At 43.1% G+C, this 25,611-nt stretch carries 18 protein-coding genes; 14 read left to right on the top strand and 4 right to left on the bottom strand.

Going from position 1 to position 25,611, the window contains the following annotated elements:
* Positions 1-129: 129 nt before the first annotated feature.
* The 3 genes from ACZ41C_RS01475 (at position 130) to ACZ41C_RS01465 (ending at position 5,332) form a co-directional block, all read left to right on the top strand.
* The gene (locus tag ACZ41C_RS01475; protein ID WP_138258603.1) at positions 130-1,557 is read left to right on the top strand and encodes a DUF1593 domain-containing protein; all 1,428 of its coding nucleotides are present in this window, start codon (positions 130-132) and stop codon (positions 1,555-1,557) included.
* 693 nt (positions 1,558-2,250) lie between these two features.
* The gene (locus ACZ41C_RS01470) at positions 2,251-3,525 is read left to right on the top strand and encodes a ribonucleotide-diphosphate reductase subunit beta (RefSeq protein ID WP_138258602.1); all 1,275 of its coding nucleotides are present in this window, start codon (positions 2,251-2,253) and stop codon (positions 3,523-3,525) included.
* Between the two features lies 1 nt (position 3,526).
* Complete coding sequence (locus tag ACZ41C_RS01465) at positions 3,527-5,332, top strand: ribonucleoside-diphosphate reductase subunit alpha (protein ID WP_138258601.1); 1,806 nt, start codon at positions 3,527-3,529, stop codon at positions 5,330-5,332.
* Positions 5,333-5,566: 234 nt separating this feature from the next.
* On the opposite strand, the gene ACZ41C_RS01460 is transcribed toward ACZ41C_RS01465, so the two are convergent.
* Positions 5,567-7,087, bottom strand: coding sequence for a carboxylesterase/lipase family protein (locus tag ACZ41C_RS01460; RefSeq protein ID WP_464563819.1), 1,521 nt, complete (start codon positions 7,085-7,087; stop codon positions 5,567-5,569).
* Between the two features lie 18 nt (positions 7,088-7,105).
* Positions 7,106-9,088, bottom strand: coding sequence for an alpha/beta hydrolase-fold protein (locus ACZ41C_RS01455; protein ID WP_464563817.1), 1,983 nt, complete (start codon positions 9,086-9,088; stop codon positions 7,106-7,108).
* Between the two features lie 260 nt (positions 9,089-9,348).
* On the opposite strand from ACZ41C_RS01455, the gene ACZ41C_RS01450 reads away from it, so the two are divergent.
* Complete coding sequence (locus tag ACZ41C_RS01450; RefSeq protein WP_464563815.1) at positions 9,349-10,179, top strand: DMT family transporter; 831 nt, start codon at positions 9,349-9,351, stop codon at positions 10,177-10,179.
* Between the two features lie 10 nt (positions 10,180-10,189).
* Here ACZ41C_RS01450 and ACZ41C_RS01445 read toward each other — a convergent pair whose 3' ends face one another.
* Entirely contained in the window at positions 10,190-10,381 is a 192-nt protein-coding gene (locus tag ACZ41C_RS01445) for a hypothetical protein (RefSeq protein ID WP_464563813.1), read from the bottom strand.
* A gap of 262 nt (positions 10,382-10,643) precedes the next feature.
* Between ACZ41C_RS01445 and ACZ41C_RS01440 the strand changes: the two genes are divergently transcribed.
* The 6 genes from ACZ41C_RS01440 to ACZ41C_RS01415 all read left to right on the top strand — a co-directional run bounded on the left by ACZ41C_RS01440 (position 10,644) and on the right by ACZ41C_RS01415 (position 19,249).
* Positions 10,644-11,897, top strand: a complete 1,254-nt coding sequence (locus ACZ41C_RS01440) for a cell envelope biogenesis protein OmpA (RefSeq protein ID WP_464563811.1) — start codon at positions 10,644-10,646, stop codon at positions 11,895-11,897.
* A gap of 131 nt (positions 11,898-12,028) precedes the next feature.
* The gene (locus tag ACZ41C_RS01435) at positions 12,029-13,741 is read left to right on the top strand and encodes a PorP/SprF family type IX secretion system membrane protein (protein WP_464563809.1); all 1,713 of its coding nucleotides are present in this window, start codon (positions 12,029-12,031) and stop codon (positions 13,739-13,741) included.
* Between the two features lie 626 nt (positions 13,742-14,367).
* Positions 14,368-14,988 (top strand): response regulator transcription factor, encoded by a 621-nt coding sequence (locus tag ACZ41C_RS01430; protein WP_464563807.1) that lies wholly within the window; start codon positions 14,368-14,370, stop codon positions 14,986-14,988.
* A 269-nt stretch (positions 14,989-15,257) separates the two neighbouring features.
* Positions 15,258-16,739 carry a xylulokinase gene (locus ACZ41C_RS01425; protein WP_464563805.1) on the top strand — a complete coding sequence of 494 codons (1,482 nt, stop codon included), beginning with the start codon at positions 15,258-15,260 and terminating at the stop codon, positions 16,737-16,739.
* Between the two features lie 21 nt (positions 16,740-16,760).
* Positions 16,761-18,077 (top strand): xylose isomerase, encoded by a 1,317-nt coding sequence (gene xylA / locus ACZ41C_RS01420; protein WP_154918750.1) that lies wholly within the window; start codon positions 16,761-16,763, stop codon positions 18,075-18,077.
* A 155-nt stretch (positions 18,078-18,232) separates the two neighbouring features.
* The gene (locus ACZ41C_RS01415; protein ID WP_240042738.1) at positions 18,233-19,249 is read left to right on the top strand and encodes a LacI family DNA-binding transcriptional regulator; all 1,017 of its coding nucleotides are present in this window, start codon (positions 18,233-18,235) and stop codon (positions 19,247-19,249) included.
* Here ACZ41C_RS01415 and ACZ41C_RS01410 read toward each other — a convergent pair whose 3' ends face one another.
* A complete protein-coding gene (locus tag ACZ41C_RS01410) occupies positions 19,250-20,626 on the bottom strand; it encodes a Gfo/Idh/MocA family protein (protein WP_464563802.1) in 1,377 nt (458 codons plus the stop codon).
* A 144-nt stretch (positions 20,627-20,770) separates the two neighbouring features.
* Here ACZ41C_RS01410 and ACZ41C_RS01405 point away from each other — a divergent pair, with 144 nt between their 5' ends.
* The 4 genes from ACZ41C_RS01405 to ACZ41C_RS01390 all read left to right on the top strand — a co-directional run bounded on the left by ACZ41C_RS01405 (position 20,771) and on the right by ACZ41C_RS01390 (position 25,567).
* On the top strand, positions 20,771-22,147 hold the full coding sequence (locus ACZ41C_RS01405) for a sialate O-acetylesterase (protein WP_464563800.1): 1,377 nt from the start codon (positions 20,771-20,773) through the stop codon (positions 22,145-22,147).
* Between the two features lie 141 nt (positions 22,148-22,288).
* Entirely contained in the window at positions 22,289-24,010 is a 1,722-nt protein-coding gene (locus ACZ41C_RS01400; protein ID WP_138258591.1) for a GMC family oxidoreductase, read from the top strand.
* 4 nt (positions 24,011-24,014) lie between these two features.
* On the top strand, positions 24,015-24,737 hold the full coding sequence (locus ACZ41C_RS01395) for a gluconate 2-dehydrogenase subunit 3 family protein (protein WP_272637470.1): 723 nt from the start codon (positions 24,015-24,017) through the stop codon (positions 24,735-24,737).
* Between the two features lie 11 nt (positions 24,738-24,748).
* Entirely contained in the window at positions 24,749-25,567 is an 819-nt protein-coding gene (locus tag ACZ41C_RS01390; protein WP_464563797.1) for a sugar phosphate isomerase/epimerase family protein, read from the top strand.
* Positions 25,568-25,611: the final 44 nt, after the last annotated feature.

Genomic DNA, 25,611 nt, shown 5'->3' with positions numbered 1-25,611 from the left:
TTTGCAGGAAGGAAACAGTATCAATCTTACTTTGGTTTTCTTAACTTTAGCATCCATGTATAAAACTAGATCAATAGAAACGAAGCTGAACGGGGTACACCCTTAAGTGCTACACCTAACTTTATTACTATGAAAACATTTTTGTGCTTAATTTTTCTTTGTTTACTTGTTTGCACACCATCGCTCGCCCAAAACCATCAAAAAAACAGGGTCATTATCCTAACGGATATTGAAGCCGATCCAGATGATACGCAGTCCTTGGTGCGTTTGTTGCTCTATGCCAATCAAATAGATATCAAGGGTCTGGTGGCTACCACCTCCTGCTGGATGCAGAACAAAATAAATCCGGAGTCCATTGCCAGGGTCATCCGCGGCTATGGCAAAGTACAACCCAACCTTTTAAAACATGAATCCGGCTATCCGGAATCGGAAACCTTGTTATCGCTGATCAAAAACGGACTTCCGGTCTACGGGATGGATGGTGTAGGCGACGGTAAAGATTCCGAGGGTTCAGATTGGATCATTAAGGTTTTGGAAGAAAAGGATGATCGCCCCTTGTGGATTTCGGTTTGGGGCGGGGTAAATACCTTGGCGCAATCCCTCCATAAAATAAAACAAACGAAAAGTAAGAGCGAAGCGAAGCGGATGATCTCAAAACTGCGGGTATATACCATTTCCGATCAGGATGACAGCGGACTTTGGATACGCAATACGTTTCCGGAGCTGTTTTATATCGTTTCCCCGGGAGATCACTATGCCTCGGCGACTTGGACGGGAATTAATACGTATGTCAACGGAATCGATAACAGTACCATTAGCAATACGTGGATTGCCGAAAATATTCAGCAGGTCCATGGGCCTTTAGGTGCGGAATATCCCGATGTGGCTTGGGGCATGGAAGGCGATACCCCGGCTTTTTTGTCCCTGATACCCAATGGGCTCAATGCACCCGAACATCCGGAATGGGGCGCATGGGGCGGCCGATATGCCCTCTACAAACCGGAATTTGACAAGACCAAAAAAGGAACTTCGGTGGTAACCATTGCTCCCGAGACCCGAGCAATTTGGACGAATGTTGATGATACGTACACGCCTTATGTGTCCCAAGAATATGGGAGAACCGTAAAAAGGGATACCCTAACCTTCAAGAACAATAAGGCCACCTTATGGCGGTGGCGGGATGATTTTCAAAATGATTTTGCCGCCCGTATGGACTGGTGTCTCATGACGTATGAGGAGGCGAACCATCCGCCGGTGCCCGGTCTGACCCATCCGGAGGAATTTACCGTAAAATCGGGCGAAGCTTTCAGTCTGGATGCTTTTAAATCCACCGACCCAGATGGGGACAACCTAAGTTATTTATGGTTTCACTATCCAGAGGAAAGCACGTATCAAAAGGAAATCTATATGGGGGCGGAGAACGTTCATATCGTGAACCTTACGGCACCTGAAGTGGATAAAAAGGAAACCCTTCATTTTATTTTGAAGCTCTCCGATAAAGGCAGCCCTTCCTTAACAAGGTACAAACGGGTTATCGTTACCGTTGTGCCTAAATAGGGGGATCTAGTTAATGGAGTAGAAGCTGAGCCATACGTTTTTTTGGGACACTTTTACGGTATAGGGCATTTACAATTTTGCATACCTAGTGATGTGTTACGTCTTACCAATGAAACATACAACTAATAATGTCTCTTTTTTTGAACATTTGGGACACAAATTTGGTTGTAACGCATACATAAGACGCGAGACGAAAATCGAAAAGTACGTAATCAACAATCAAACACAGGAAATAACAAAAAATCCTATTGGTCAAACCAATCTACAGTGGATTTGTTTCTATTGACCAAAAAAATACAGAAGGATTATTTTTGTTTTTTAAAATTTGTAATACATCAATTTGTAAAAATTTAGAGGTTGGGCGCGCATTTATACAGGTCCTATTTGCCACTATTTTAGGGGTATAGGTTTTTATATCTTTTGAAGGCCTTTAGATCGATTATAATTGTAACCCTAAGACGTACTAAATTGAGTGCTGCCGGGTATTCAAGGTAATTTGTAACTTTATTTGTTTGTTTTTAAATAACTGAAAAACAGTTATTTAAAAATTATATTTTTGCTTTTTTACTCAGTTTGTGTTTTTAATTGTTGATAAAACTGTTGAAAAACTAAAACGTCCCACCTACCATTTAAGGGTTAAAAATTTGACCTTTATACCTCTCGAAAATAGTTTCATTTTAACCTTTTATTAACATGGAGATAACGGAAGTCATCAAAAGGGACTTTACCACTAAACCCTTTCAATTAGAGAAGATAACGAATGCAATTTTGAAGGCAATGACCGCAGTGGAACTTGGTGGTCCCGGTGATGCCGAAAAAATTTCAGAAACCGTGTACTCGGCGCTGCTGGAGAGAAAAAGGGCAGATGACGCTTACAAACCTACCGTAGAGGAAGTCCAGGACTTTGTGGAGAAGAAATTAATGGAAGGTGGCTTTTTTGAAGTGGCCAAGGCCTACATCCTTTATAGAAACGAACAGGCCCAAAAAAGAAAGTCGAACATTTTCGAGAAACGCATCAACCTAAAACCCTATGAATATCCTGCCTTGTACGAGTATGTACCGGCAATAAGACATTCGTACTGGATTCATACCGAGTTTAATTTTACCAGTGATATACAGGATTTTAAGACCCGTCTTAATGACACCGAGCGTAGTGCCATCAAGAATACCATGTTGGCCATTTCACAAATTGAGGTAGCCGTAAAAAGTTTTTGGGGCGATATCTATCACAAAATGCCCAAGCCTGAAATAGGTTCCGTAGGCGCCACTTTTGCCGAAAGTGAAGTGAGGCACCACGATGCTTACTCCCATCTACTGGAAATCCTGGGCTTGAACCAAGAATTCAAAACCTTGAAGAAGAAGCCCGTTATTATGAAGCGTGTCCATTATTTGGAGACCGCCCTCAAGAATGCAAAGAGCGAGGACAATAAAGAGTATGCGGAATCCATCCTTTTATTCTCCCTGTTCATTGAACACGTTTCCCTGTTCTCCCAGTTCTTGATCATCATGGCCTTCAACAAATACAAGAACATGTTGAAGGGTATCTCCAATGTGGTGGAGGCCACTTCCAAAGAGGAGCAGATTCACGGGGATTTTGGTATCGACATTATCAATATCATAAAGGATGAAAATCCGGATTGGTTTGATGTGGAATACCACGCCATGGTTCAGGATATGTGTAAGGATGCCTTCGAAGCTGAAAGTGATATCATCGATTGGATTTTTGAGGCAGGAGAAATCGACTTTTTGCCTAAAGTTTTGGTAAAAGAGTTCATTAAAAAGCGATTCAACGATTCCCTGGACAGCATAGGAATCGACAAAATATTTGAGGTAGACGAAAATTTATTGGCGCAGACCGAGTGGTTTGACGATGAGATTATCGGTACCAAACACGGAGACTTTTTCGTGAAAAGATCTATCAACTATAGCAAAAGAACACAAAGTATAACCAGCGACGACTTATTTTAACATGAACGAGACAAAACCAAACCTACAAAACGAAGTAGTACAAGAAGGAAAAGTATTAAAAGGTTCAGACCAACTGGTGCAAGCCAGAAAGGAGGCATTGAGGAACTTGTCCGAAGAGAAGGGCCAAGGAAAGGGATTTGCCTGGTTGAACGAACATAGCCGAAATTTTTTGGCATCGGGCTACCTTACAAAAGGAGTTACCCCAGAGGAACGAATCCGTGAAATTGCCGATAGGGCAGAGGCTATTCTGAAGATTCCAGGATTTTCCGATAAGTTCTATGGCTACATGAGCGAAGGCTTTTTCTCGTTGGCCTCACCTGTATGGTCTAACTTTGGTAAACAGAGGGGATTGCCTATCAGTTGTTTTGGGTCGCACATCGATGATGATATGGGTAATATCCTGTATACCCAATCAGAAGTGGGCATGATGTCCAAATTAGGTGGAGGAACATCTGGCTATTTCGGAAAAATCAGACATCGCGGGGCAGAGGTTAAGAACAACGGTCAGGCTTCCGGTGCCGTGCATATCATGCAATTGTTTGAATCCATGGTGGATGTCGTTAGTCAGGGTTCCGTACGTCGCGGTCGTTTTTCACCCTATTTACCTGTGGAGCATCCGGATATTAAGGAGTTCTTGGAAATCGGAACGGAAGGAAATCCCATTCAGGAGCTGACCCACGGGGTAACCGTTACCAACCAATGGATGCAGGAAATGGTGGATGGCGATACCGATAAAAGGGCTATATGGGCGAAGGTTTTACAGCGAAGGGGAGAAATGGGCTACCCATATATCTTCTTCAAGGACAATGCGAACAACGGTGCTGCGGATGTATTCAAGGATAAGAACCTGCCTATCTACGCCAGTAACCTGTGTACCGAAATCATGTTGCCTTCCAATGACAATTGGTCTTTCGTATGTGTATTGTCCTCCGTAAACCTTTTGCACTACGATAAATGGAAAAATACCGATGCCGTGGAAACTATGGTGTACTTCCTGGATGCCGTGATTACCGAATTCTGTGAAAAATTGGAGGCCTACCGTGATTCAGATAGCCGTGAGGACCGCCAGACCTTCCTATTTATGGAGCGTGCCTATAATTTTGCGAAGGACAACCGCGCTTTGGGCCTAGGTGTTTTAGGATGGCATTCCTTCCTACAATCCAAAATGTTGGCCTTTGACAGTCAGGAAGCCTATAACTTGAACAGTGAAATTTTCAAGACAATTAAGGACAAGTCCTATAAAGCATCCGAGGAGTTGGCGGAGAAATTTGGTGAGCCAGCCGTTCTAAAAGGTTATGGAAGACGTAACGCCACCTTGAACGCCATTGCGCCAACAACCTCCTCCGCATTCATTTTGGGCCAGGTTTCACAAGGTATTGAGCCAATTTGGTCCAACACCTATGTAAAGGACATCGCCAAGGTAAAGACCACCATACGAAACCCATATTTGGAAGCGCTATTGGAAGAAAAGGGAAAAAATACCACCGAAGTTTGGAGAAGCATCCGGGATTTTGACGGTTCCGTGCAACACCTGGATTTCTTGACCCAAGAGGAGAAAGACGTGTTCAAGACGTATTCCGAAATCGACCAAATGGATATCATCTATCAAGCTGCCAACAGGCAGAACCATATTGACCAAGGACAGTCCGTGAATATCATCGTCCATCCGGAAATGCCCGTGAAGGAAATCAACAAAATCCATGTAACCGCTTGGAAGCTAGGGTTAAAGTCATTGTACTATCAACATAGTATGAACGCGGCACAGAAGTTCAAGCAGAAGAAAGATTGTGCTAGTTGTGAAGCATAGTCCATGAGTTACAAATTGAGAAAGGCCCGCGGGAAAGCGGGCCTTTTTGTTTTCTGAAGTTAAATATCGATATCAATTCGTCAAACCCGGATTATGCATTAGGACATCGTCATGAGGGTTCAAAATACAATAAACACAAGTGTTTTCTTAATTTAAGCATAGCACCGCTATGGTGAAATTAAAAAACAGTAAAAAAGCGTGTGTTTGCAGTAGTTTGAAGCCGTAATAGATTTTCTATTGCATGATACGGGTTAAAAACTCAAATTCGTCCTTGTATCTGTTTTGCATACCTAAATCACCCGTATCAAAAACCATTATATTTCCGGTATTCAAATCATAAGGTTCCCAGTTTGGTAAGTTTTCCCCATTTGGATTCCCGGTTTTGGCAAAATTGACCCAATAACCGGACATTTGATTTTCCAAGGTACGCTCCGCAGGCTTCCAGTCCCGTTGCCACTGATCTAAGGTATGAAGGGCAAAAGGGACTTCTGAGGTATGGAAGGCCCCATAATTGGGAAAACCGGGTTTGTCCGTCGGAACATGGGTAAACTCATACAACCAAACATCCTTGTCCATGTATTTGGCCAATAAGTAACTAGGTATGCCCGCGAAATTCAAAAGGTTCAATTTCTTTTGGGATTCGGCGGCCTCTTCATTGGTGTTGGCGGGAAAATACTCCAGAAATTCACCCGTACTATCCCCATAATTCCTAAAAACCTGTTCTTTGAAGGAATCCGAGGTAATATCGTTTACGGGAAAGAGGGCTGCATCACCGGGCAACCAACCCGAAAGTACGGAAACCTGATTCTGTTTGCCATCCTTGAAGGACTCTAGCAGATCGGTCGGCAGGAAGTAGTCGTCCAAAACCACCCCAAACCTTCCCGCTTCCCGTTGTGAACTTATTTTCTGAAGTTCGTCCGCAGGTATTTTTCGTAAATCCGATAGGGAAGAAGCGCCAGCAAGTTTTTGGAAGGCCAGACCTTGCTGCTCTGCCGATGCTAGATCTTGCATCAACCGACCGCTTAAAATCCCTCCGCTTTGGGTAATGGCCTTATGAAAATATCCCGAGGCCAAAGGAGAGGCAATCTGGGCATTCACGCTAAAGGATCCGGCAGATTGCCCTGCAATGGTCACATTGTTAGGATCGCCGCCAAAGACCTCAATATTGTTTTTCACCCATTTCAGCGCTTGGAGTTGGTCCATGAAACCGTAATTTCCAGAGGCATTATTGCCGGATTCCGCACTCAATTCTGGGTGCGCCATAAACCCTAAGACCCCAACACGATAATTGATACTGACATAAACAACGCCCTGTTCCGCCATCTGGGCACCGTCATAAATATCGCAGTTGGCCGACCCTGAACTTAATCCACCCCCATAGATCCAGACAAAAACGGGAAGTTTTTCGGTTTCGGATTTTGCGGGCGTCCAAATGTTCAGGTACAGGCAATCCTCGCTCAAGGGCTCAGGTTTGGCAATAAATTCTTCGGTCCAACATAGAAAAGGTTCCGGTTTGTTCTGTATGGGACTGGGCCCGAATTCGGTACATTCCTTTACGCCCTCCCACGGGGTTACAGGTTGTGGCGACTTCCATCGCAAATCTCCTACTGGGGGCTGGGCGAAGGGGATTCCCTTAAAAATTTGGATATCGTTACTGGTGTAGCCTTTTACCATTCCATCTTTCGTCTGTATGGTTTGGGCTTGTACTCCATACGTAATCAAGACGAGTAGTACACCAAAAGTCTTTAGTTTCATCCTTATCGCGTTTAAGCATTATTTCTTCTTAAACAGTAAGGGCGCAAAATCGTGTAGATTTCGTCGCCATGCCCGGAAGGTATGGCCACCTTCACTATTTGTATAGTTGTATTTGATTCCGAAGTCGTCGAACATGGCCATCATGTTCAAGTTGTTTTGATAGGCGATATCGGCTTCGCCACCCATGTAAATTTGGAATAGTTCAAACCGATTGATTTCTTCGTTTTCCATTACATCGGCATAATTTTCCTTTATTTCCTTGATATTGGGAGAAAAATAGCCGGTACTCATAGGTATTACATAACCGAACAATTCCGGATTCCAAAGTGCGGTGTTCAAGGTCTGTACACCTCCCATGGAAAGACCTGCAATGGCCCTATCGGTACGCTTGTTGGAAACTGGATAGGTGTTCTCTATAAATGGAATGATTTCGTTTAGCAAATCCCCGCAAAAGGGATCTTGTTGTGGTCCCGCACCCATGAAAAATCCTTCTTTACCGGTATGTCCGCTGGGCATTACCACGATCATGGGGGACAGTTTTCCTTCGGCGTATAGATTATCCAAAATCACATTGGCCCTGCCCGCTGTGGTCCAGGATGCATCATTATCGCCTCCACCGTGCAATAAATACAGGACTGGAAGATTTTCCTTCTTTTTTAATCGATCGTACTTAGGTGGGAGGTAGACATGTAGCCGTCTTTGGGCACCATCCAAAGTTTTGGAGGTATACCAAACTTTTTCGACTCGACCGTGCGGAACATCCTTTCTGGTTTGAAAGTCATTTTCCTTTCCTTCAATCTCTACAAGATTTGAGAAACCGTTCAGACTTTCCTTGACCAGGGTATTTTTAGGATCCAAGGTCTTGATTTTGTTCACGGTAAAGTCATACGTATAAATATCAGGGGTAACTTCATTTTCTGTCTGACCGGACCAAACACCCAAGTAATTCTTTTTCAATGCAATTCCCGGAAAGCCATTTGGAAAATCCCCAGTAACGGATACTTCCTCCGCCATTGGGGCATAAATTTTAAATTCCAATTTCTTGTCCGCATTCAATAAAACGGATCGTAGGGAGTCATTTGGGCTAGTGGGTCTTTGAAACGGGGAGAGGTTGGTAGAACCTTCCATTAATCCGTGCATTTTCAGCCATGCCCCAAAGGATTCGTACCATGTATCGGTCGGCAGGTTTTGTGTTCGCATGCCAAATCCATGCCCTCCTTTCTCATAAATATGAAGTTCCGCGGGTTGCCCGGCCTTGAACCATTTGTTGTAAATATTTATACTGTACGGTACCATGCCCAGTTGATCATCGCTTGCCACAGCAATGTAGATGGGGGTTTCTTCCGATGGTATTTCAGAACCGATGATTGCCGGTTCATAGGCATAGATAGGCGCAACAAAGTTGGGTCGGTTGCTCTCTTGGGAATTATATAAAACCGACATTGTTAAGGTGCCACCGGCCGAAAAGCCCATAAACCCGATTTTTTCAGGGTCGATATTCATGCTTTCCGCATTTTTCCGAACATATTCCATGGCCTTTAGTCCATCGTTCATGGCAAGTGTAACAATAGGTTCGTTTTCCTTGTCCAACGCTTCAAAATCGTTCATTTTACTCATGAGTTCCTTTACGGGGTCATCGGTAAAGCTTCGCGCTACCCGGTACTTAAGAACAAAAGCGGCAATACCCTTGCTGTTGAGCCATTTGGCCACATCGACCCCTTCTGATTGGATACTTAGGGTATGAAAGGCTCCACCGGGAGCAATGATTACCGCAGTTCCATTCGCCGATGCCTTGTGGGGTAGATAGGCCGTGATTGTAGGGTCCGTGACGTTGTAGACGACCTTGGTATTAAAAAGGTTGTTTTCGCTCAGACCTTCCTTCCAATCCCATGTCTCAGAGCCTGGGGCGATTCCCTCATATAATTTAATTTCCTTTTGCCCATGGGCAAATTGGGTGAAGGTGAAAAAGAGAATTAATATCGATATAGTCTTCGGTAACATGAATGCCTAAATGTTTAAATAGATTGTCTCAAAATGTAACAATATTATACCGATTTTTTGATACTTGCTCGTTTTTATGTAATTAAATTCAATTCTATGTGATTTTCTTTAGTATTTATTGTCAATACGGACGGAACTACTTTTAGTGAGTTGGTAATAATAGGGTATTCCGGTTTGTGTTTTTTGTAGTCTGGAAATTATCGGGTTTCATATTTTATACGGTTTCCTTCGCGTAACTTTGTACAAAGCCATGCTAGACCTTGAAGAAAGCCGTCCTGTACATGATCATAAGTACATTCTCGTTCACCTTAATGAACGCATTCGTAAAATACTTAAGCCATTTCCCAACGTTTGAAATCGTTTTTTTCAGGTCCATTGGCTCGCTGTTTCTAGCTACCTCCTACATTCTTATAAAAGGCATACCTATAATGGGTAACAACAAAAAGCTCATGCTCTATAGGTCGTTTGCAGGCTTAACGGCCATGAGCCTTTTTTTCATGTCCTTAAAATACATCCCTGTGGGCACTGCCGTTTCCTTAAGATATATCGCCCCCATCTTTGCCACCTTTTTTGCGGTCTTTTGGTTGAAAGAAAAGTTGCGGGCCGTACAATGGTTACTTTTTTTAATAGCCTTTTGTGGTGTTTTGGTCATAAAGGGTTTTGGGGAAGATTTGGATACAACGGGTCTGTTATTGGTATTAACGGCCTCCGTATTTAGTGGGCTGGTCTACGTGTTGATCCGCAGGATCGGAAATGGGGATCATCCCTTGGTGGTGGTGAACTATTTTATGTTTATCGCCACGCTGATAGGTGGCTTGTTGAGCATAAATAATTTTATGCTGCCTAAGGGAAATGACTGGTTCTTGCTGTTAAGCTTAGGTTTTTTTGGTTTTTTTGGTCAATTGTTCATGACCAAGGCCTTTCAAGTGGCCAAAACGACCCTGGTCGCTCCGCTGAAATATATTGAGGTAATTTTTACGCTTACTATAGGCGTATTTTGGTTTGGGGACTTCTACTCCTTTTTTAGTCTCTTAGGAATCCTGATGATCATTGGTGCCCTGGTGGCCAATGTCTTTATAGGAAAACGGTAGCTACTACCATTTACTTACCTGTCCTGGTTTCGGCAATACTATGGTTAATGTCGTGCAGGGAATTAAGGAGAACACTTGAAATCTCATTTTCTATTTCATGGTAATTCTGAAAGAACAGCATGGCTGCTATAATGAACATTATTAAAACCAAGTTGTCCGTAAGTAATTTAATGTTCGGGTTTGTTTTGGAAGAAGTGCTCATATCAAATAGTGTTGGTATTGTGTACTAGCAATTTACAAACCTTTAACATAATTAACAAATAATTAAGAAAAGTAAACCATGTCTCAACTAAAATTTTTAGTTAGATACTGAAATTCCAGGATGAACGGCTACAATTATTCGATGAAATACACAAAATTTTAAGGAAATCATCAAAAAAAGGGTAAAACCTATGAATTTTTAATAAGTCGGTGCACGGTAACTTTTGGGAACTTTGACCTGTTGAACCCCAAATACCTGTATTATGAGAAATACGTTAGCTTACAAAATGGTCATAGGGTGTAGTCTTTTAATAGGATGTTATACGCTGAATGCCCAAAATGGAATGGCGGTTTCCAATGAATCGGCTCGTATGAGCGAGTTGGAGAAGCGCCAACAGAACTATGAGGACCTAAAATCACTGGGTTATACTGAAAAGGAGATATATCAGGATTTGGGCAATGCCCATTTTTTGTCCCACAATTATGAGACGGCGCTGTTTTGGTACGAAAAGTTGATGGAAATCAGTCCCGATGGTCAACTAGATTCGTCCTATCAAAAACGGTACGACCATGCCCTGTCCAAATTGGGACAGGAAGCCAAAAAGGCCGATGCCGATGAAAACTGGACGGAGCTGGTAAAACAGGACTATCACATGACGGACGCTTCCTTGAAGTCAAACAAAAGGCAATTGAGAAGGAACTATTTTAAACCTTTATATATCGATTCGGATTACAGTACGGCTTCCATTGGGAACGATAGGCCTTATGTAGTAAAAGAGCAGGAAGTAAAACCCGAGCGGGAATTAAACTACGAAAGCCCAGTGGTTTTAACTAGGGACGGTAATACCGCCTATTTTAGCAAGGAAGTTTTGGTAAAACCTACGACCGGCCTGTTTTCAAAGAAACAGAAGGTCCACCGCATCTTTAGGGCGGACAAGGTAAACGGTGAATGGAAATCCATCAAGGAACTGGCCTTGTGCCCCAAGGATTATTCGGCCTTGCATCCTGCCATTTCAAAAGATGGTACCAGATTGTTCTTTGCGTCCAATATGCCAGGTACCTTTGGCGAGTATGATATTTATGTATCTACCATAAAAATAAACGGTGTGGTAGGCGTAGCCAAAAATTTAGGTACCAAAGTAAATACCCCAAAAAACGAAATGTATCCAAAGGTTATGGAAGGCAATACCTTGGTGTTTGCCTCCGAAGGCCATCAAGGCTATGGAGGGCTCGATGTTTATATGGTTGAAGTGGAAAAACGCAACGTTGGTTTGGCCATGAACATGGGCAGTTCCATAAACAGCCCAAGCGACGACTTCTCGATACAGTTCACTAGCGGCCAAATGGGATATGTGATGTCCAATAGGGGAGGCGATGGAAGAAAGACGGAACTTGTCGCCTTTTCGTTCCCTCAGGAAGGAAAAACACAGCATGCCAGGGACTTTCAGTTGATGGAGGCTTTAAATACCGAGGAGAGGACCCAATATTCAACATCCGTTTTTGAAGACGATCATTAACTGATATATCCCCTAAATATAGAGATTCGGAACCTAACAAAGGACATCGGAATCCATTTATGGAACATGGAAAATTCGATACCCCCATTCCTTTGAAGACACAATTTACCTGAACTTTTAACCCTACTCAAATGAAATTCGCTATAAAAAAATCGGTACTAAAAGGACTACCCATTTTACTGTTCCTATTTGTTGGAAGCATGGCTGGATTCGCCCAGGAATCGAATGCCAATTTGAACTCGAGCAGCACCTATCACAATCAGCTGTTCTATAATAGGTACTTGATCAACCCTACATTTTCACTGGTTAGGGAAAACAAATCCTACCTCAACATTTTGCACAGGAACCAATACGCCACTTTTGATGACAATACCCAAAACTACTTCCTTGGTTTCAGCAATATGCTTAATGACAGAACCGCAATAGGTATTGGTGTTTACAGTCAATGGTCCGGAGTCGTACAGGAATTCGGTTTCAATGCCAACTACGCCACTGCCGTAAAATTGGGTGATAAAAGCACGCTAACCTTTGGAACCAACGTTACCTATTTTAATCAAGGTCTGGATAAAAACCGCGTGGTAATCTCCGAAGCCGATCCAGAAATATCCGATGCCAGAAAAGAGAGTAAAATTGCCGTACAACCGGGAATCAACCTATCCATTGGAAAGTTCGATTTTGGATTGTATGCCCAGGACTTACTCCGATACAACCAAACTACGGATGAATTTTTGACAAACCTGTCCACCCGAAGCGTAAAGGCCTCCATGCAGTACACACATAGCTTTAACGCTGGCCGAGGGCTCTTTGAGGACGCACGATTGATGCCCTTGGCCCAAGTGGGCAAAAACGAGGATGGAAGCATGTACTATTTAGGTTCCCTGCTGTTGGATCTACCCAATTATGGATGGTTACAGACTACTTTGGATCAAGAATATGGAATGTCCGCCGGAGTAGGCTTCAACTTCAGCAAAAAAATGTCCCTAGGATATTTGATAGAAAAGGACCTCTCGCAGAACGAATCCAATTTGGGGTGGAACCATGAAGTTTCTTTGGCTTACAAATTCAAGGATGAGGACATGTCCATTACAATTGCAGATCGATCTGAGGACAGTAAGATAGATGCAATTGTCCGGAATTATGAGGAGCAGATTGCCGATTTGATATCGGAGCGTGATAAAACTCGAAAAAAGGAAAAGCGTGAAGCTGAAAAAGAGACCGTCGCCAATCCGGTTGCGGCGTCCGCCATGGAAAATATAGATCCGAACGATCTGGCCTATCAAAACCGATTGATCCTTGACGAGCTCATCCTAAGACAGGATTCCATAGAGGAAGCGAGGACCTTGGCTTTTGAAAAGAAGTTCGAAACCATTGTACGGCTTTTACGCAACGATATAAAGAACAGCGTGGACTCCAACCTTCAAAATTTCAAATTAGAAGAGCGGACCATGATGGCGGCCAAAAAAATGGAAGAGGAACATGCACGTAGGGCCGCAGAGGAGGATTTCGAAAAATATAACAAGCTGCCCATCAAAATGCTGGGAAGCGCGGATATGTTGGGGGTTAAATCTGGCTACTATGTTATTGCCAATGTGTACAGCAACAAAAAGTACTTGAACGCCTTTATGCAAAAGCTAAAGGACCAAGGCTTGAACGCCCAACAGTTCTACAACAAAGAAAATGGTCTGTATTACGTCTATTTGGCGGATTATGATTATAAGAGTGATGCGCATGATGCCTATGTATCCAATCTAGGCGGTAAGTACAATGATGAAAAGTGGATCATGCAAGTGGACGAGCACACGGCAACGGTGTCAAACACCTTTGAAGATAGTGATTCATATTAAGAAGATTAACAAAAATATAGCAAGGATTGCATACTAGAATCGATATATAAAAGTTTGAGTATTTCTATGTTTGAGTAAATTGTCGACAGAAGGAGGGGTAGTATCCGGGGGGATAACTGGGGCCCCTCCTTTTTATTTTGATGCGCTATTTTCGATGAAATACATTCAAATTGTGCATTTGAACGAAAAAATTAGGGAGTTTATCAGGTATAGTTGTTAAAGAAGTATATTTCGGGAACAAACAGAAATAAACCATTCTTTAACCCCAAATCCCCCAGATTATGGATAATTTTTACCTACAGCTTGCTACCCACAAGCAATCCTTCTTAACGACAAGCCCAAAGCATTTGCTCAACATGCTTTATTTTTTGAAATGTATTCTGAAACCTATTTGGCACGGACCGTTGCTTGACACAGGCCAACATCGCTGCTAAGACAATTTCGTCCTAGGCTTTTATTTTTCCATTTTAATTTTCAGATCTACCCAATCTGGATAGAACGTTTTTTTTGGTCAATTCCAAAAAAAAATCAGCGAATAAATGCCGTAGGCTACCCAGATTTTACCCAATTATTAACCCCCGGATTTGGTTTCCAAAAGAAACCGAACAGGACAATTTAACTTACTTATGAAAACTCAGGATTTAAAATTTATCATTGTAGAAAAAAACGAACAATTGCATGCGAGCTATCTTAACTACCTAAAAGGAGTGGATGGTTTTCAACTCATGGGCATTTATACCAGCGCCAGCAAGGCCTTAAAGGATTTTAATAGAACCAGGCCGGACATTGTGTTGACCGAGGTTGACCTGGAGGAAACCAGCGGTTTGGAAACCATTCAGTTATATAGAAAAAAGGACTGGAACGTAAAGGTGGTGATGATCAGTGAAAACAATGACTTCGAGCTTATTAAAAAAAGCTTCAAAAAAGGAGCAAATGGCTATTTGACCAAACCCATGTCTGCAGACAAGTTTAGCCATGCATTGACCAGCGTCAGGGAAGAAGGAGCAACCATCAGTAACGATATCGTTAAACAAGTTGTCTCCAATTTCAATAGGAAATCCTATAGTTTCTTTTCCGAACGGGAGAATCAAATCGTAGACTATTTATGCAATGGGGCAACCTATAAAATGATAGCCGACAAACTATTTGTTACTACCAGTGCCGTCAATTTTCATATTCAGAATATCTATCTAAAGTTGGACGTAAATTCAAAGTCCGAAGCTTTGAGCAAGCTTGAAAGTCTATAATACCTACTTATGCTTTGGGTAAAGGTCCTTGGAAACAAATCTGGTTTCCTTGGGCCTTTTTCTTTACGAAAAGGGTTTCGATGAATTTTCGTAATTCACGAAAAAAATATAAATATCTAAAAATCAATAGCATATTGATGATGAATACTAAAAAATCACTCGAAAGTTCTTTCTTATTGACAAGTAATCTTAGCCTTGCTATTCTTTTCAAAGCTTGTATTATAGTACCTTTATAGGGCTAAATTAGAATGCATTAAAGTAGTCCGTATATGTATTATGTAGGTTTGGATATAGGTAGTTCTTCCATTAAAATCGCTTTGGTGGAATCAGGTACTGGAAAAAGTGTGGATGTGGTACAGGAGCCTGAGACCGAGATGTCCATGTTGGCAATAAAAAATGGTTGGGCGGAACAGAATCCTGAGGATTGGTGGACCTATGCCTGCAAGGGTATCAAAAATCTGATTCAAACTCACGGAATTTCTTCCCCAGATATAATTGGTATAGGTATTTCCTACCAAATGCATGGGTTGGTGCTCGTGGATAGTGACGGGGAAGTGCTTAGGAATTCGATTATTTGGTGCGATAGTCGTGCAGTGCCTATCGGTCAAAAAGCTTTTGAGGAAATAGGTGAGGACAAGTGTTCCGAGTATCTCCTGAATTCTCCCTCCAATTTTACGGCAAGTAAGCTAAAATGGGTAAAGGACAATGAACCTAATATATATTCTAAAATCTATAAGTTTATGTTACCCGGGGATTACATAGCAATGAAGTTTTCGGGTGAAATAAATACAACGGTCTCCGGTCTTTCGGAAGGGATTTTTTGGGATTTTAAGAATAAGGATATTGCCACCTTTTTGATGGACTACTATGATCTGGATGCCAATTTGGTTCCTGAAATCGTTAACACTTTCGGTATTCAATCCAAGGTAAATGAAAAGGGTGCTTCGGAAAGTGGACTACAAGTAGGGACACCTATTTTGTATAGGGCTGGGGACCAGCCCAACAACGCCTTATCCTTAAATGTATTTAACCCGGGTGAAGTAGCTGCCACAGGAGGTACCTCCGGTGTTGTCTATGCCGTTACCGATAGTCTATCCGTAAAGGAAAGTGCTAGGGTAAATAATTTTGCCCACGTCAATTATAGTCCGGGAAGCGACTCAAGAATAGGGAAGCTCTTGTGTATAAATGGTTCCGGAATCCAGTACAGGTGGTTGCTGAATAATTTAGGAGTGGGTTCCTATGACGAGATGAACAGATTGGCCAATGAGATTCCTGTTGGGTCTGATGGTGTGGTTATCATACCTTTTGGTAATGGAGCGGAGCGAATGCTTAACAATCAGGAAGTTGGTACAAGGTTGGTAAATATAAACTTGAATAACCATGGTAAGGGGCATCTTTGTAGGGCGGCCCTTGAGGGTATCGCATTTTCCTTTGTTTATGGAATGGAAATAATGGAATCCGATGGTATTCAGGTCAACGTCATGCGGGCTGGTAACGATAATCTTTTCAGGTCCAAGATATTTTCGGAAACGGTGGCTACCCTAATAGGCTATGATATAGAAATTTATAATACTACAGGGGCCATTGGGGCCGCTAGGGCCGGACTTTTAAGGGAAGGTGATTATGATGCTTTTGGGAAGGCTATCATGGAAAACGATTACGTGATGACATTTAAGCCGCTTGCACATAAAGCGGAATATCAAAAAGCCTACCAGCATTGGAAAAAGGAATTGGAATTAATAACAAAGTAAACAACTTATAAATCAGTAATAATGGCAGAAAAAGTATATTTCAAAGGAATTGATGCAATTAAATTTGAAGGCAAGGAATCTGATAATCCCTTGGCATTCAAATATTATAACCCTGAACAAGTGGTGGCGGGCAAAACGATGCGTGAGCATTTTAAATTTGCCATCGCCTATTGGCATACGTTCTGTGGACAAGGGTCTGACCCATTTGGTCCGGGAACACAGAATTTTGAATGGGACCAGTCTTCTGACCCTGTTCAGGCGGCAAAGGACAAGGCAGATGCAGCCTTTGAGTTTTTTGAGAAAATTGGTTTCGATTATTTTTGTTTTCATGATTTTGACCTAATTCAAGAAGGTCCAACCTTTGCGGAGTCGGAAAAAAGATTGCATACCATTGTAGACTATATCAAGGAGAAGCAGAAGGCATCCGGTAAAAAATTGCTCTGGGGAACGGCCAACTGTTTTTCAAATCCACGTTATATGAACGGTGCGGCGACCAATCCCGAGTTCAATGTCGTTGCAAGGGCAGGTGCCCAAATTAAAATGGCCCTGGACGCTACCATGGAGCTAAATGGTGAAAACTACGTATTCTGGGGCGGTAGGGAAGGTTATATGTCGCTATTGAATTCCGATATGGGCCGAGAATTGGACCATATGGGTCAGTTTTTGACCATGTGTAGGGATTATGCCCGTGCCCAAGGGTTTAAAGGAAATTTCTTCATTGAGCCAAAGCCTATGGAGCCCATGAAACACCAATACGATTTTGATTCCGCTACCGCCATTGGTTTCCTAAGGGAGTATGGATTGGATAAGGATTTCAAGATCAATATAGAGGTAAACCACGCTACTTTGGCGCAGCATACCTTCCAACATGAATTGGCGGTTGCCGGAAAAGCAGGAATGCTGGGTAGTTTGGACGCCAATAGGGGCGATTACCAAAACGGATGGGATACGGACCAATTTCCAAACAATATCCTTGAAACTACTGAAGCCATGTTGGTATTCTTGGAAGCGGGAGGACTTCAAGGAGGCGGTATTAATTTTGATGCCAAAATCCGAAGAAACTCTACGGACCTGGAAGATATATTCCTAGCACATATTGGCGGTGCGGATACCTTCGCCCGTGCCTTGATAACCGCGGATAAAATAATTTCCTCCTCTGCTTATTCAAGCTTGAGAAAAAAACGGTATAGTTCTTTCGACTCAGGAAAGGGGAAGGAATTTGAGGAAGGCAAATTGGATTTGAAGGATTTGTACGAAATTGCCAAGGAGAACGGCGAGTTACCTTTGGTTAGTGGCAAACAAGAGCTTTTTGAAAATATTGTAAATCAATATATTTAATCAAAGGATTTTTTTATCAATAAGGTCTTGATATGCTTCAAGACCTTTTTGGTTTTAAGTAAACAGTCTCGCTTAAAGCAAGCGAGGTGAGGATAGAGATATTCATTTGGTTCATGGCGCTAGGGCCATGGCATTCAAAATTTGATTATCGGATAATGAAGAAGATTACCCTAAAGAATATAGCGCAACATTTTGATGTTTCCATCTCTACGGTATCCAAGGCGGTCAACGACAGCCATGAAATTAGTAGGGATTTGAAGAAGCGTATACAGGAGTATGCCAAGGAACATCATTACAAACCTAATAAGCTGGCCTTAAATCTTCTGAACCGAAGTACCAAGACCATTGGGGTCATCGTTCCAAATATTTTGAACTACTTTTTTGTTCAAGTATTATATGGTATTGAAAAGGTGGCCAATGAAAATGGCTATAATATTATCAGTTGCATAAGTGATGAATCCTATGAAAAGGAGTCCAAAACCTTGGCGTTTTTGGATTCGGGAACGGTAGATGGTCTTATCATTTCTTTGGCTGAGGAAACCCAGGTAAAGGAACAAATCGAGGGGTTACGGGAAATAACGGAGAGTCAAATACCATTGGTATTGTTCGATAGGGTATCCGAGTTGATAGACTGCGATAAGGTAATCGTAGACGATTTTGAAGCAGGATATAAGACTACAAAATTCTTTTTGAACCTAGCATGCCAGAACGTAGCTTTCGTTTCTCCCATAGGCAAATCGAGCGTAGGGAAGTTGCGGTTGGCTGGGTACAGAAAGGCCTTGGAAGAAGCGGGAATCAAGTTCGATGAAAAGTTGGTGGTCAATTTTACGGCCAAGGACGATCTTGATTTGCTCATGTCCTTCCTTTTGAACTACAAACCCATAGATGGTATTCTGGGCTTGGATGAAATTACGGCGGTAAAAATTTTGCACATAGTAAAATCCCGCGGTTATAATGTTCCTGGGGATGTGTCCATAGTAGGATTTACGAACGGTCAGTTGTCACAATACGTCACGCCTTCCTTGACCATGGTGAGTCAGCATGGAAAATTCATTGGCGAAAAGGCCGCAGAGCTATTGATCAAACGCATAAAGGAACCCAATAGACCATTTGAGACCAAAGTGGTCAAAACAAGCCTTTTGGTACGGGATTCTACCAAGAAACTTCAGTAATTACACGGTGTCCGGATGTGGATGTTCCCAATCCTCCCTATAGTCGCGCGTTAATCTGGCCGTAGCTTCTTCATCCCCCACAACGGTCCTGGTTTTGGGATCATACGTCAAAGGTCTTCCCAATTCCATGGAAAGATTGGCCAAAATACAACTGGCGGTTGAGATATGTCCCTCTTCTATATCCGCTATAGGTTTGGTGCCATTTGCTATTGCTTCCAGAAAATCGATCATATGTCTTCGAGTAGCTGGCGCCGCATGCAATTCATTGTCCTTTTCCTCCAAATCCTCGGGATATTTCTCTTTCTCGTAAAGTACGTTGAAATGAATCGGTTCGCCGTTCTTGTAGGGGATAAAATCGGCTTGCATGGTACTTCCTTTAAGTACGCCCTTTTCGCCATAGATTACGAAGGCCCAGGGATATTCCGGGTCCGCTGGGTTGCCCCAGCTTCTATGTTGCCAAACACAATTGAGGTCATCATACTCAAAAACTGCGGTCTGTGTATCGGCTATATTTGATTTTCCTTCTTTCTGTATGTAGATGCCGCCTTCTGAACTTATTTGTTTGGGCCATCCCAAATCCAACATCCATCGTACGGTGTCCAACATGTGTACGCACATGTCTCCCATAATGCCATTGCCGTATTCCATAAAGGTCCGCCACCATCTTCTATGTGGAATTCCGTCATAGGGTCTCCAAGGTGCTGGACCCGTCCACATTTCGTAATCCAAAAATTCCGGTACCGGCTGTACGGGAGGGTTTCCGTTGGCCCTCATGTGATAATAGCAGCACATCTCCACATGGCCAATCTTGCCCAAAAGCCCCTTATCAACAATCTCCCTTTTGACATCGATCAAATGTGGGGTACTTTTTCTTTGGGTTCCAACTTGTACCACCCTGTTATATTTTCTGGCGGCAGCCACCATGGACTCACCTTCCATTATATCCACGCTGATGGGTTTTTGGACATACACATGTGCCCCTGATTTTAGGGCTTCAATACACATTAAGGCATGCCAATGGTCTGGGGTCCCGATTAATACAATGTCCAGTTTTTCTTTTTTGAGCATGTCCCGATAATCCGAATACATCTTTGGCTTTTTCCCGTTCTTTTGGCGTTGGGAAACCTGTTCCGCGACATCGTTAAGAAAATTCGAATCCACATCGCAAAGGGAAACCACTTCCACATTGGCAACCTGTATAAGTTTGAACAGATCACTAGTGCCATACCAACCGGTTCCGATAAGTGCTACTTTTTTTGGTTTTTCATCGGCAAAAAATTCGAATCCATAACTGCTCATGGAGGATAGGAGTAGGGAAGCGGCGGATGCACCTTTGATAAAATTCCGTCTACCTAAAAATTGTTTTTCAGTGTTCATAAATAGTTTCTTAAGAATGCTGGACTGTGAAAAAGTTTCGTGTAAGTTATCAGATAAAAACAAAAAAACACATCATGTTGGCATAAAAATTATCTGAACCTTATTAAATATTTATATTTGATTGGTTTAAATTAACAATTTATCATGAGGAGACTGTTTTTACTATTTTTTGTTTGCTGTGTTTCTATTGCGAAGGCGGAAATTACCCTTCCAAGCATATTTTCCAGTAATATGGTCTTGCAACGGGAATCTACCGTTGACCTCTTCGGATGGGCCCATCCGGGCGAGGAATTTACGATTACGACCGGTTGGGATTCCAAGGTGCATTCCATTAAAACGCCGATAAAGGGCAAGTGGAGAATATCCGTGGAAACGCCGGGAGCTGGTGGCCCTTATGAGATTGCCTTTAAAGGGGCTTCCAATGAGATTCTACTCGATAATATTTTGATCGGGGAGGTGTGGCTATGTTCCGGGCAATCCAATATGGAATGGAGCGCCAATAGCGGATTGGACAATAAGGAGGAGGCCATATCTAGTTCTGATAAACCCACAATTAGGCTGTTTACTGTGGAAAAAAGAACGGCTGATCATCCCCAGGACAATTTGGCCGGGACGTGGCAGGTTTGTTCACCAGAAACCATGCCCGAATTCAGTGCAGTTGCCTATTTTTTTGCCGAACGACTTCAGGAAGAAATGGATGTACCCATTGGATTGATAGACTCCTCTTGGGGAGCTTCCTGTGCCGAAGTCTGGACACCGGAAGAGGAATTCGACAAGTACCCGGCCCTACAAGAGTCCTACGGACTTATAAAGCCCAACCCTTGGGTCCCGATTGAAAAGTCGATTTTGTACAATGCCATGATCGCTCCCTTAACGAATTTTAAAATAAGCGGAACCCTCTGGTATCAAGGGGAATCCAATACGGCCAACGCTGAAAGCTATGAAAATACCTTTGGTACGTTGATCCAATCCTGGCGAAATAAATGGGGTTATGAATTCCCTTTTTACTTTGTACAGATTGCGCCCTATAAATATGGTCGGGAATATGAGGGCGGCATCGTTCGGGATCAACAAAGGAGGACCTTGTCACTTCCCAACACGGGTATGGCCATGACCAGTGATATTTGTACCGTGGACGATATCCATCCTAGAAATAAAAAGGATGTGGGCATCCGTTTGGCGAACATTGCCCTTAAACAACAGTATGATGTTTTGGATACAACTGTCTATGGACCTTTGTTCGATAAGGCCGAAGCTATCGGGGATAAAGTAATGGTTCATTTTTTACATAATGAAGGGCTTACCGTGAAAGGAAAAGACTTGGAGCATTTCGAGGTTTTATCATCGGATGGAACTTGGTATCCGGCGAAGGCGAAAATCAAAAATGGTATCGTAACCGTACAGGCAAAAGAGGCAAAGGAGCCAAAAATGGTTCGATATGCTTATAGAAGTACGGACATTCCAAATTTATTCAATTCGGTTGGTTTACCTGCGTCAACTTTTATAAGTGAGGAGCTTTAATTTAATTCATTGGTGTACGGGATTTTCAAGAAATGGAGTATAAAAACATCAGGATTCATGAATTTATACTTCCAAACAGAGAAATGGCTAATTTGATTTTGAATAATTCTATAAATTGTACTATAAACCAAATACCAAGTTATGCAGATAAAAGAATCCTCCGAAGTGTATGATGTAATTATTGTAGGCTCCGGGGCCGGTGGCGGAATGGCCACCAAACAATTGGCGGATGCAGGACTGAACGTAGCCGTTGTTGAAGCGGGTCCGTTTTTTGACCCAGCGGACCCAAAAACGATGACCCAGTTAAAATGGCCATACGATTCGCCAAGAAGAGGTGCCGGCACCGATCGGGCCTTTGGGGAATGGGATCAGTCTTGGGGCGATTGGGAAGTGGAAGGAGAGCCCTATACCCATGAGGAAGGAACCGAGTTTAAATGGTGGCGTGCCAGAATGCTTGGAGGACGTACCAATCACTGGGGGCGTATTTCACTTCGATTTGGACCAAAGGATTTTAAAGGGAAATCAAGGGACGGTCTTGGCGATGATTGGCCTATAGGGTATGAGGATATAAAACCTTATTATGACAAATTGGACAAGCTCATTGGGGTCTTTGGGACCAAGGAAGGCCGTGAGAACGATCCAGACGGTTTTTTTCTTCCTCCCCCAAAACCAAGGTTGCACGAATTGTTTTATATCAACGGGGCAAAGAAAACAGGTATTCCGGTGATACCTGGCCGACTTTCCATGTTGACCAAAAGAATCAATAACGAACGAGGCGTATGCTTCTATTGTGGCCAATGTGGACGCTCTTGTCAGGTCTATGCCGATTTCTCTGCGGGAAGTTGCCTCATCTTTCCGGCTCAAAAAAATGGAGGCAAGGTAAAACTCTTTGTCAATTGTATGGTGCGCGAAGTGACTACCAATGAGGAAGGCAAGGCGACTGGAGTTTCTTACATCAACAAGGAGGATAGAAAAGAATATAAATTAAAAGGTCGGGTCGTCGTTCTGGGTGCATCCGCCTGTAGTTCCGCTAGGATACTTCTTAACTCAAAAAGCAAGCAGCATCCCAATGGATTGGGCAATAGCAGCGATGTCGTAGGTAGATATTTGCACGACTCTACAGGTGCCAGTGCATCTGGGGTAATACCGGGTCTTTTGAACCGAAAGGTCTCCTACAACGAAGACGGGGTAGGAGGTATGCACGTCTATTCCCCATGGTGGGGAGACAACTCCAAGTTGGATTTTCCCCGCGGCTACCACATTGAGGTTTGGGGCGGAATGGGCCAACCTAATTACGGCTTCGGTTTTGATCCCAATGGCATGAACAAGTTTTTTGGATTAAAAGTGGGCGGATATGGCGATAGTTTACGGGACGACGTAAAGAAATACTACGGTTCGGTCATTGGATTTGGAGGTAGGGGGGAAGCCATCGCCTTCAGGGAAAACCGATGCGAAATAGACCCCACCACCGTGGACAAATACGGTATCCCTGTACTGAAATTCAATTACAAGCACTCACAGTATGAAATCAATCAGGCCAAGCACATGCAGGATACCTTTGAAGAACTGATCCATAACATGGGCGGTATCCCCTTGAGCGAAAAACCCGGAAAGGACCAAAACTACGGCTTGTTGGCCCCTGGACAAATTATTCACGAGGTGGGCACTACACGTATGGGTGATGACCCAAAAACTTCAGTCACGAATAAATTTCAGCAATTGCACGACTGCGATAATGTGTTCATTGTAGATGCCGGACCCTTTGTTTCACAAGCGGACAAAAATTGTACGTGGACCATTATGGCCTTATCTTGGAGGGCCTCGGACTATATAATCGATCAATTAAAGAAGCAAAATATTTAAGAAGATGGACAGAAGAAAGAGTTTACAGACCCTACTCCTTGGTGGGGCAGCAGCAGGATCGGGATTGGTTTTCAATTCCTGTAAAACGGAAACTACGGAAGCCGTAGACCAGGCCATCACGGAAAGTAGCGATACATATTTTGGAAGGACACCTGCGGAGCTGGAACGTTTGGAAAAACTACAGGCAGAGCAATTGTTCAACGAACATGAAATGGAAACCATTGCCGCTTTAAGCGTGGTTATCCTTCCTCCAAAAGAACCCCATGGCGGACCCATAGAGGCGGGAGTACCGGAGTTAGTTGAATTTATGGGCAAGGATATTCCGGAGATGGCCCCAACCTTGTTGGGCGGACTCATGTGGTTGGACCATAAGAGCAATACGGAGTTTGGAACCGAGTTTAAATCGGCCACCTTAGAGCAGAAAAAACAGATCTGTGATGCCATTTGCTGGCATGATACTGAGAAGCCATTATCCGAACAGCCTTTGGAAATTCAATTCTTCTACATGATGCGGGGCTTGACGGTTACCGGTTACTACACCTCCAAAGTGGGCATAGCGGATTTGGGTTACAAGGGCAACCAGCCCAATGTCTGGGACGGTGTTCCGCAGGATGTGCTGGACCAACATGGCGTAGCGTATGACCCGGAATGGATTGCTAAATGCGTGGACCAAAGCAAGCGAAACGTCATTGCGGAATGGGACGATGAAGGAAACCTTCTAACCTAATTACAAAGAAAATGAAGAAGCTTTTAACGGTAATTGCTATTGGATGTATGGCGTTCGGCGCTAGCGCCCAGGAAGTCGGGTTGCAATTGTATAGCCTTAGAAACCAGTTTAAGGAAGATGTTCCCGGAACCCTAAAACTCATCAATTCATGGGGAGTCTCAAAGATTGAAGGTGGCGGTACCTATGGAATGCCTTTAGAGGACTTTCAAGGACTATTAAAGGAGCATGATCTACAGGTTGTGAGCGTTGGAGCGGATTTCAATGATTTGGAAAAAAATGTGGACAAGGTCATCCAGAATGCCAAGGATTTCGGGGCTAAATATGTCATGTGCGCATGGGTTCCCCATGATGGGAACAATTGGGCCTTGGAAGAGACCAGACATGCCACGGATGTTTTCAATACGGCCGGAAAGCGCTTGAAGGAAGCGGGTTTGACCTTGGCCTATCATGCCCACGGCTATGAGTTTAGACCGTATGAGGACGGTACGTTCTTTGACTATATGGCCAAGAATGCAACCGATTTCACCTTCGAACTTGATGTGTATTGGGCAAAACATGGTGGGGCCGATCCGGTAGCGCTCATGAAAAAGTATCCCGGGAAAATGACTTTATTGCATTTAAAGGACATGGAGCATGGTGTAAAGGGTAATAATACCGGCCATGAGGATGTAGAGACAAACGTGGTATTGGGAACGGGACAGGTGGATATTGCCGGAGTGGTTGCCGAAGCCAAAAAACTAGGTCTGGAATACATGTTCATTGAGGACGAATCAAGCCGGGTGGTGGAGCAAGTTCCCCAAAGCCTGCAATTTTTGGAAAGTCTTGAATAGTTCAAAATCAATAGATTGAGTAAAAGCCGTTCAGCGGAAACTTT

It is taken from the genome of Maribacter sp. C-4077, from assembly GCF_055378385.1.
Note: the sequence above shows the minus strand (reverse complement) of the source record. Positions and strands in the feature narration are given on the sequence as shown.

What these genes read in the sequence shown, in the direction of transcription:
- ACZ41C_RS01440 (WP_464563811.1), top strand. Translation starts at nt 10,644, where the DNA reads ATGAGAAATACGTTAGCTTACAAAATGGTCATAGGGTGTAGTCTTTTA.
- ACZ41C_RS01415 (WP_240042738.1), top strand. Translation starts at nt 18,233, where the DNA reads ATGAAGAAGATTACCCTAAAGAATATAGCGCAACATTTTGATGTTTCC.
- ACZ41C_RS01400 (WP_138258591.1), top strand. Translation starts at nt 22,289, where the DNA reads ATGCAGATAAAAGAATCCTCCGAAGTGTATGATGTAATTATTGTAGGC.
- ACZ41C_RS01390 (WP_464563797.1), top strand. Translation starts at nt 24,749, where the DNA reads ATGAAGAAGCTTTTAACGGTAATTGCTATTGGATGTATGGCGTTCGGC.
- xylA (WP_154918750.1), top strand. Translation starts at nt 16,761, where the DNA reads ATGGCAGAAAAAGTATATTTCAAAGGAATTGATGCAATTAAATTTGAA.
- ACZ41C_RS01465 (WP_138258601.1), top strand. Translation starts at nt 3,527, where the DNA reads ATGAACGAGACAAAACCAAACCTACAAAACGAAGTAGTACAAGAAGGA.
- ACZ41C_RS01445 (WP_464563813.1), bottom strand. Translation starts at nt 10,381, where the DNA reads ATGAGCACTTCTTCCAAAACAAACCCGAACATTAAATTACTTACGGAC.
- ACZ41C_RS01460 (WP_464563819.1), bottom strand. Translation starts at nt 7,087, where the DNA reads ATGAAACTAAAGACTTTTGGTGTACTACTCGTCTTGATTACGTATGGA.
- ACZ41C_RS01395 (WP_272637470.1), top strand. Translation starts at nt 24,015, where the DNA reads ATGGACAGAAGAAAGAGTTTACAGACCCTACTCCTTGGTGGGGCAGCA.
- ACZ41C_RS01430 (WP_464563807.1), top strand. Translation starts at nt 14,368, where the DNA reads ATGAAAACTCAGGATTTAAAATTTATCATTGTAGAAAAAAACGAACAA.
- ACZ41C_RS01475 (WP_138258603.1), top strand. Translation starts at nt 130, where the DNA reads ATGAAAACATTTTTGTGCTTAATTTTTCTTTGTTTACTTGTTTGCACA.
- ACZ41C_RS01410 (WP_464563802.1), bottom strand. Translation starts at nt 20,626, where the DNA reads ATGAACACTGAAAAACAATTTTTAGGTAGACGGAATTTTATCAAAGGT.
- ACZ41C_RS01455 (WP_464563817.1), bottom strand. Translation starts at nt 9,088, where the DNA reads ATGTTACCGAAGACTATATCGATATTAATTCTCTTTTTCACCTTCACC.
- ACZ41C_RS01435 (WP_464563809.1), top strand. Translation starts at nt 12,029, where the DNA reads ATGAAATTCGCTATAAAAAAATCGGTACTAAAAGGACTACCCATTTTA.
- ACZ41C_RS01470 (WP_138258602.1), top strand. Translation starts at nt 2,251, where the DNA reads ATGGAGATAACGGAAGTCATCAAAAGGGACTTTACCACTAAACCCTTT.
- ACZ41C_RS01405 (WP_464563800.1), top strand. Translation starts at nt 20,771, where the DNA reads ATGAGGAGACTGTTTTTACTATTTTTTGTTTGCTGTGTTTCTATTGCG.
- ACZ41C_RS01425 (WP_464563805.1), top strand. Translation starts at nt 15,258, where the DNA reads ATGTATTATGTAGGTTTGGATATAGGTAGTTCTTCCATTAAAATCGCT.